This window comes from Streptomyces niphimycinicus (assembly GCF_018883605.1).
GTDB lineage: Bacteria > Actinomycetota > Actinomycetes > Streptomycetales > Streptomycetaceae > Streptomyces > Streptomyces niphimycinicus.
Genome location: NZ_JAHLEM010000325.1, coordinates 1 through 5,664 on the forward strand (window position 1 = coordinate 1; position 5,664 = coordinate 5,664).

Consider the following 5,664-nt stretch of genomic DNA (forward strand, 5'->3'; position numbering starts at 1 on the left):
GTCGCCAAGGATTGGCAGCGCGATCCGAAGCAATTGCGGAAGTTGGGCTTCTGAGCCCCCGTTGAGCGGCCCTACGCCCCTTCCTTCAGCACCGTGCGGATCAGTTCCCGCTGGGCGTCGCTCAGATGGGGGTCCGCGGCGTGGACGGTGCGGGCGTCGACGGTGATCTCGTAGTGGAAGCCGTCGGGGACGCCGCGGGCCGCCGTGATGTGGCCGGTCTCGACGGCCTGGTGGGCCAGGGCGTCCAGATGCGTGGCGTCGGGCCGGCCGGTGGTGTCCAGCTCGGCCCGGCGCTCGATTCCGGCGAAACCGCCGGTGCGGGTGACGGAGATGCGCATGGCTCCATCACTACCCGATGGCGTGCCCTAGCGCGCGCCCACGCGGGCCCGCAGATCGGTGATGCCCACCCCGGCCCACGCCTCCTGCACCGCCGTCTGCTCCTCGCCCTCGCCGTAGCGGGCGTGCGCCGCGGCCACCGTAAGGTGCGCGAAGTCGGCGAACTCCGCGTCGGAGGCCAGATCGCCGCCGGTCAGCACGTCGAACCAGATCTGCCCGGCGCGCTCCCAGGCGTTGCCGCCCAGGGCGGTGGCGGCGAGGTAGAAGGCGTGGTTGGGGATGCCGGAGTTGATGTGGACGCCGCCGTTGTCGCGTGAGGTGCGGACGTAGTCGTCCATCGTGCCCGGCTGCGGGTCCTTGCCCAGCACATCGTCGTCGTACGCCGTGCCCGGGGCCTTCATGGAGCGCAGGGCCACTCCGGTGACCCGGTCCGTCAGCAGCCCCGCGCCGATCAGCCAGTCGGCCTGCTCGGTGGTGTGGCCGAGCACATGCTGCTTGACCAGTGAGCCGAAGACGTCGGACAGCGACTCGTTGAGCGCCCCGGACTGGCCGAAGTACTCGAGGTTGGCGGTGTACTGCGTGACGCCGTGGGTCAGCTCGTGGGCCATGACGTCGACCGGGATGGTGAAGTCCAGGAAGACCTCGCCGTCCCCGTCGCCGAAGACCATCTGCTCGCCGTCCCAGAAGGCGTTGTTGTAGTCCTCGCTGTAGTGGACGCTCGCGTTCAGCGGCAGGCCGGAGTCGTCGATCGAGCGTCGGCCGTACGCCTTGAGGAAGAGCTCGAAGGTCGCGCCGAGCCCGTCGTAGGCGCGGTTCACCGAGTCGTCGCCGCTCGCCTGGCCGCCCTCGCCGCGCACCTTCTTCCCCGGCAGCGAGGTCTTGCGCTCGGCGTCGTAGATGGTGCGCTCGGGCTTGTCGGAGGGGGCGGCGGCCCGCGCGGCGGGGACCCCGCGCACGGTGGTGATCCGGCGGCGGGTGCGCTGGAGGGCGTCGTGCTCCAGGGTGCGGCGGGCGGGAGTGGCCAGCGAGGGGTCCTCGGCATGGGACAGCTTGTCGAGGACATGCGGCGGCACGATCGTGCAGAAGGTGCCACGGCGGTGAGTGCGGGCCTGCGCGGAGGCAGCGGAGGCATTGGCGTTGGCGTCCATGGCTGGCAATGTCGCACCGTGTGAGATGGGTGTCACGCCTTGCGGTCATGATTGCTGAAATCGAGTGGAAGATGTGTATTCCTCCGCGGACCATGTTTCGGTCCGCATGGTGATACGGGTTCCGCCGCGCGGGTGGGTCTCGGTTAGGCTGCTCGGCATCATGCGTTTCGGGCTGCTTCTTCTTAGCTGCCGCGGCGAGGGCCTGTAGTCGTAGGCCGACCCCCTCCCCGCGGAGTTCGGCGTTGCAGTGATCACGCCCTGTCGGCCGCCCCAGGACCTCCGCGACAGCGGATTCGTCCTGTGGACAGCGGATTACCCAAGGAGCCCCGCGCACCATGACGACTCACTCCGATACGCCCGGCCATTCCCAGACCCCCGCTAGCGCCGTCGGGCGTCCCACGCCCCTCACGGCCGCGACCGTCACCCAGCGCCCCTCCGGTATGCCGATCCATAAGTACGGCCAGTACGAGGCCGTCGACATCCCGGACCGCACCTGGCCGGACAACCGGATCACTGTCGCCCCGCGCTGGCTGTCCACCGATCTGCGGGACGGCAACCAGGCGCTGATCGACCCGATGTCCCCGGCCCGCAAGCGCGAGATGTTCGACCTGCTGGTGCGCATGGGCTACAAGGAGATCGAGGTCGGCTTCCCCTCCTCCGGTCAGACCGACTTCGACTTCGTACGGTCGATCATCGAGGAGGGCGCGATCCCGGAGGATGTGACGATCTCCGTCCTCACCCAGGCGCGCGAGGAGCTGATCGAGCGCACCGTGGAGTCGCTGCGCGGGGCGCACAAGGCCACCGTGCACCTGTACAACGCCACCGCGCCCACCTTCCGCCGCGTCGTCTTCCGCGGCACCCGGGAGCAGGTCAAGCAGATCGCGGTGGACGGCACCCGGCTGGTGGTGGAGTACGCCGACAAGATCCTCGGCGATGAGACGGTCTTCGGCTACCAGTACAGCCCGGAGATCTTCACCGACACCGAGCTGGACTTCGCGCTGGAGGTCTGCGAGGGCGTCATGGACGTCTGGCAGCCCGAGGAGGGCCGCGAGATCATCCTCAATCTGCCGGCCACCGTCGAGCGCTCGACCCCGTCCACCCACGCCGACCGCTTCGAGTGGATGTCGCGCCATCTGTCCCGGCGTGAGCACATCTGCCTGTCGGTGCATCCGCACAACGACCGCGGCACCGCCGTCGCCGCCGCCGAGCTGGCGATCATGGCCGGGGCGGACCGGATCGAGGGCTGTCTGTTCGGGCAGGGCGAGCGCACCGGCAATGTCGACCTGGTGACGCTGGGCATGAACCTGTTCTCCCAGGGGGTCGACCCGCAGATCGACTTCTCGCAGATCGACGAGATCCGCCGCACCGCCGAGTACTGCAACCAGATGGAGGTCCACCCGCGCCACCCCTACGCGGGCGATCTGGTCTACACCGCCTTCTCCGGCTCCCACCAGGACGCCATCAAGAAGGGGTTCGAGGCGCTGGAGGCGAGCGCCGCCGAGCAGGGCAAAACGGTGGACGAGGTCGAGTGGGCGGTTCCGTACCTGCCCATCGACCCCAAGGACGTCGGCCGCTCCTACGAGGCCGTGATCCGGGTGAACTCCCAGTCCGGCAAGGGCGGCATCGCCTATGTCCTGAAGAACGACCACAACCTGGACCTGCCGCGCAGGATGCAGATCGAGTTCTCCAAGACGATTCAGGCCAAGACCGATGCCGAGGGCGGCGAGGTCACCCCGGGCCAGATCTGGGCGGCCTTCCAGGACGAGTATCTGCCGACCGACGACAACCGGTGGGGCCGGATCGCGCTGAGCAGCGCGCAGACGTCCACCACCAGCGAGGGCACCGACGCGCTCACCGTCGAGGCGGTCGTGGACGGCGCCGAGACGGTGCTGACCGGCACCGGCAACGGCCCGCTGGCGGCCTTCTTCGACGCCCTGGCCTCGATCGATGTGGATGTACGGCTGCTGGACTACTCCGAGCACACGCTGAGCGAGGGCGCCGCCTCCCAGGCCGCCGCGTACATCGAATGCGCGATCGGCGGGCAGGTGCTGTGGGGTGTCGGGATCGACGCCAACATCGTGCGGGCCTCGCTCAAGGCGGTCGTCTCCGCGGTGAACCGGGCGCGCCGATGATTTTTCAGATGCGTGGATGATCTTTCATCCGGCGGATCCGGCGGGTCCATCACCCCGTTGACCTTGTCACCCACACGGGCCCCGTTCACCAATCGAGGTGGGCGGGGCCTCGGGTTTGGCCTGTTGTCTCCGTTCGGGGTACTGACGCCACATCATGGATGTGGCTAGCATCACGTCAACGCGGCAACGTGGCCGAAGCGTTATGGAGGTGTGACGTGGTGCACCGGCGAGCCCGCCGTGACCGGGACCTGTGTGTGGTAGGCGTGCGCACTCTGTGGCGGACCGTCGGCGATGGTGAGTTCTTCTGCCCGGAATGCGGAGGTGACCGCAACTTCCGCCGCCGTACCGGCCGCCGTCGCATCGTGGTGCTCGGCCTGCCCGTGCTGCCACGCGGACCGGTCGCGCCCATCGTGGAATGCGCGGCCTGCGGCAGCCGCTACGGCACGGAGGTCCTCGACCACCCCACGACCATCCGCTTCTCCGCGATGCTCCGCGACGCGGTGCACACCGTGGCCCTCGCGGTCCTGGCCGCGGGCGGCACCGAGGCGACGGCGGTCCGGCAGGTCGCGGTCGGCGCGGTGCGCGCCGCCGGGTTCGCCGATTGCAGCGAGGACCAGCTTCTCGCGCTCATCGAGGCCCTCGCCGCCGACACCGGGCGGCTCCCGGGCGCGTGCGGCGAGCGCGACGGGCTGGACCCGTGCGGTACGGCGCTGGCCATCGAGCTGCATGAGGCCCTGGAGCCGCTGGCCCCGCATCTGGCCCCCACCGGCCGGGAGGCCATCCTCCTCCAGGGCGCCCGGATCGCCGTGGCCGACGGCCCGTACCGCCCGGCCGAGCGCGCGGTGCTGGAGACCGTCGGCCGGGCCCTGATGATCTGCCCGGACGACACGGCCCGGCTGCTGGCCGCGACGCGGGCGGCGTTCTGAAGTGGTCAGGCGTTCTGAAGTGGTCAGGCGTTCTGAAGTAGTGACAAGGGCGGCGTTCTGAACCGGAGATTCCGGTTCGCCTCCCTACTCCCCAGGGAGTAATCGGCCCCCTCCCGCCCCCGGCGCAGTAGCCGCCGTCTCCGCCGCCGGCGCGACGTATCGGCGCCCCGCGCCGGAAGCCTGGGGGCATGCAGACGACATCGTCAGGGATCCCGAGCGATCCCCAACAACCGGACGCGGCGCCGCCCTCCGCGGCCGGGCCGCCCTCCGGGCCCGCGCCCGGCGGCAAGCGGCGCCGCTCACTGCCCTGGGCGCTCATCGCGGGCTGGGTGCTGCTGCTCCTCGTCGCCGTCCCCTTCGCGGGCAAGCTCGAGGGCGTCAAGCGGGACACGGCCATCGACTACCTCCCGGCGGGCGCCGACTCGACCCAGGTGGCCCGGCTCCAGGAGCGGTTGCCCGGTGGCGACACCATCGACCTCGTCCTCGTCTACCACCGCGACGGCGGGCTGACCGACGCCGACCGTAAGGCGGCCGGCGGGAAGGTCGCCGAGGTGGCGGGGCGCCACGACATCGTCGGTGGGCAGGCGCCGCGCGCCATACCGTCCAAGGACGGCACGACCCTGATGTACCCCATGGCGCTCACCGGCGTGACGGACGAGAAGGAGCGGGCGGACGCCGTCAAGGACGTCCGCGCCGAGCTGGCTTCCCACCCCGAGGGCCTGAGCGTCCAGGTCGGCGGTCCAGGGGCGCTCAGCGCCGACTCCCAGGAGGTCTTCGCCTCCACCGACGGCACGCTGATGTTCGCCACCGCCGGAGTGGTCGCCCTGCTGTTGATCATCACCTATCGCAGCCCTCTGCTGTGGCTGGTTCCGCTGGGGGTGGTCGGGGCCGCCGCCATGGCCGCCATGGCGATCGTCTACGGCCTCGTCCAGGGCTTCGACCTCGTCGTCACCAGCATGAGCTCCTCGGTCATCGGGGTTCTCTTTCGTGGATACCCCCGGCTTCAGCCGGGGGAGGAAACGAAGCTCCTGCGGAGCAGGGCAGGGAAAGCCGGATCGCCGCCAGGGCGATCCGGCGTTCACCGAATTCCGGCCGACATCCGCTACTCACACGCGAGCTGAT

Annotated in this window: 5 protein-coding genes; 3 read left to right on the plus strand and 2 right to left on the minus strand. The window is 70.1% G+C overall.

Annotated elements, in window-relative coordinates:
* Positions 1 to 71 precede the first annotated feature (71 nt).
* Together KN815_RS27260 and KN815_RS27265 are read right to left on the minus strand one after the other, a co-directional pair.
* Positions 72 to 338 carry a protealysin inhibitor emfourin gene (locus KN815_RS27260; protein ID WP_216344558.1) on the minus strand — a complete coding sequence of 89 codons (267 nt, stop codon included), beginning with the start codon at positions 336 to 338 and terminating at the stop codon, positions 72 to 74.
* A gap of 27 nt (positions 339 to 365) precedes the next feature.
* On the minus strand, positions 366 to 1,484 hold the full coding sequence (locus KN815_RS27265) for a M4 family metallopeptidase (RefSeq protein WP_253209272.1): 1,119 nt from the start codon (positions 1,482 to 1,484) through the stop codon (positions 366 to 368).
* Positions 1,485 to 1,819: 335 nt separating this feature from the next.
* Here KN815_RS27265 and leuA point away from each other — a divergent pair, with 335 nt between their 5' ends.
* The 3 genes from leuA (at position 1,820) to KN815_RS27280 (ending at position 5,663) form a co-directional block, all read left to right on the plus strand.
* The gene (gene leuA, locus KN815_RS27270) at positions 1,820 to 3,616 is read left to right on the plus strand and encodes a 2-isopropylmalate synthase (protein WP_216344559.1); all 1,797 of its coding nucleotides are present in this window, start codon (positions 1,820 to 1,822) and stop codon (positions 3,614 to 3,616) included.
* 215 nt (positions 3,617 to 3,831) lie between these two features.
* The gene (locus tag KN815_RS27275; protein WP_059146351.1) at positions 3,832 to 4,542 is read left to right on the plus strand and encodes a TerB family tellurite resistance protein; all 711 of its coding nucleotides are present in this window, start codon (positions 3,832 to 3,834) and stop codon (positions 4,540 to 4,542) included.
* 188 nt (positions 4,543 to 4,730) lie between these two features.
* A complete protein-coding gene (locus KN815_RS27280; protein WP_253209273.1) occupies positions 4,731 to 5,663 on the plus strand; it encodes an MMPL family transporter in 933 nt (310 codons plus the stop codon).
* Position 5,664 lies beyond the last annotated feature (1 nt).

Bases quoted from the DNA above. Each gene is read 5' to 3' on its own strand.
- KN815_RS27260 (WP_216344558.1), bottom strand. From the start codon at position 338: ATGCGCATCTCCGTCACCCGCACCGGCGGTTTCGCCGGAATCGAGCGC.
- KN815_RS27280 (WP_253209273.1), top strand. From the start codon at position 4,731: ATGCAGACGACATCGTCAGGGATCCCGAGCGATCCCCAACAACCGGAC.
- leuA (WP_216344559.1), top strand. From the start codon at position 1,820: ATGACGACTCACTCCGATACGCCCGGCCATTCCCAGACCCCCGCTAGC.
- KN815_RS27265 (WP_253209272.1), bottom strand. From the start codon at position 1,484: ATGGACGCCAACGCCAATGCCTCCGCTGCCTCCGCGCAGGCCCGCACT.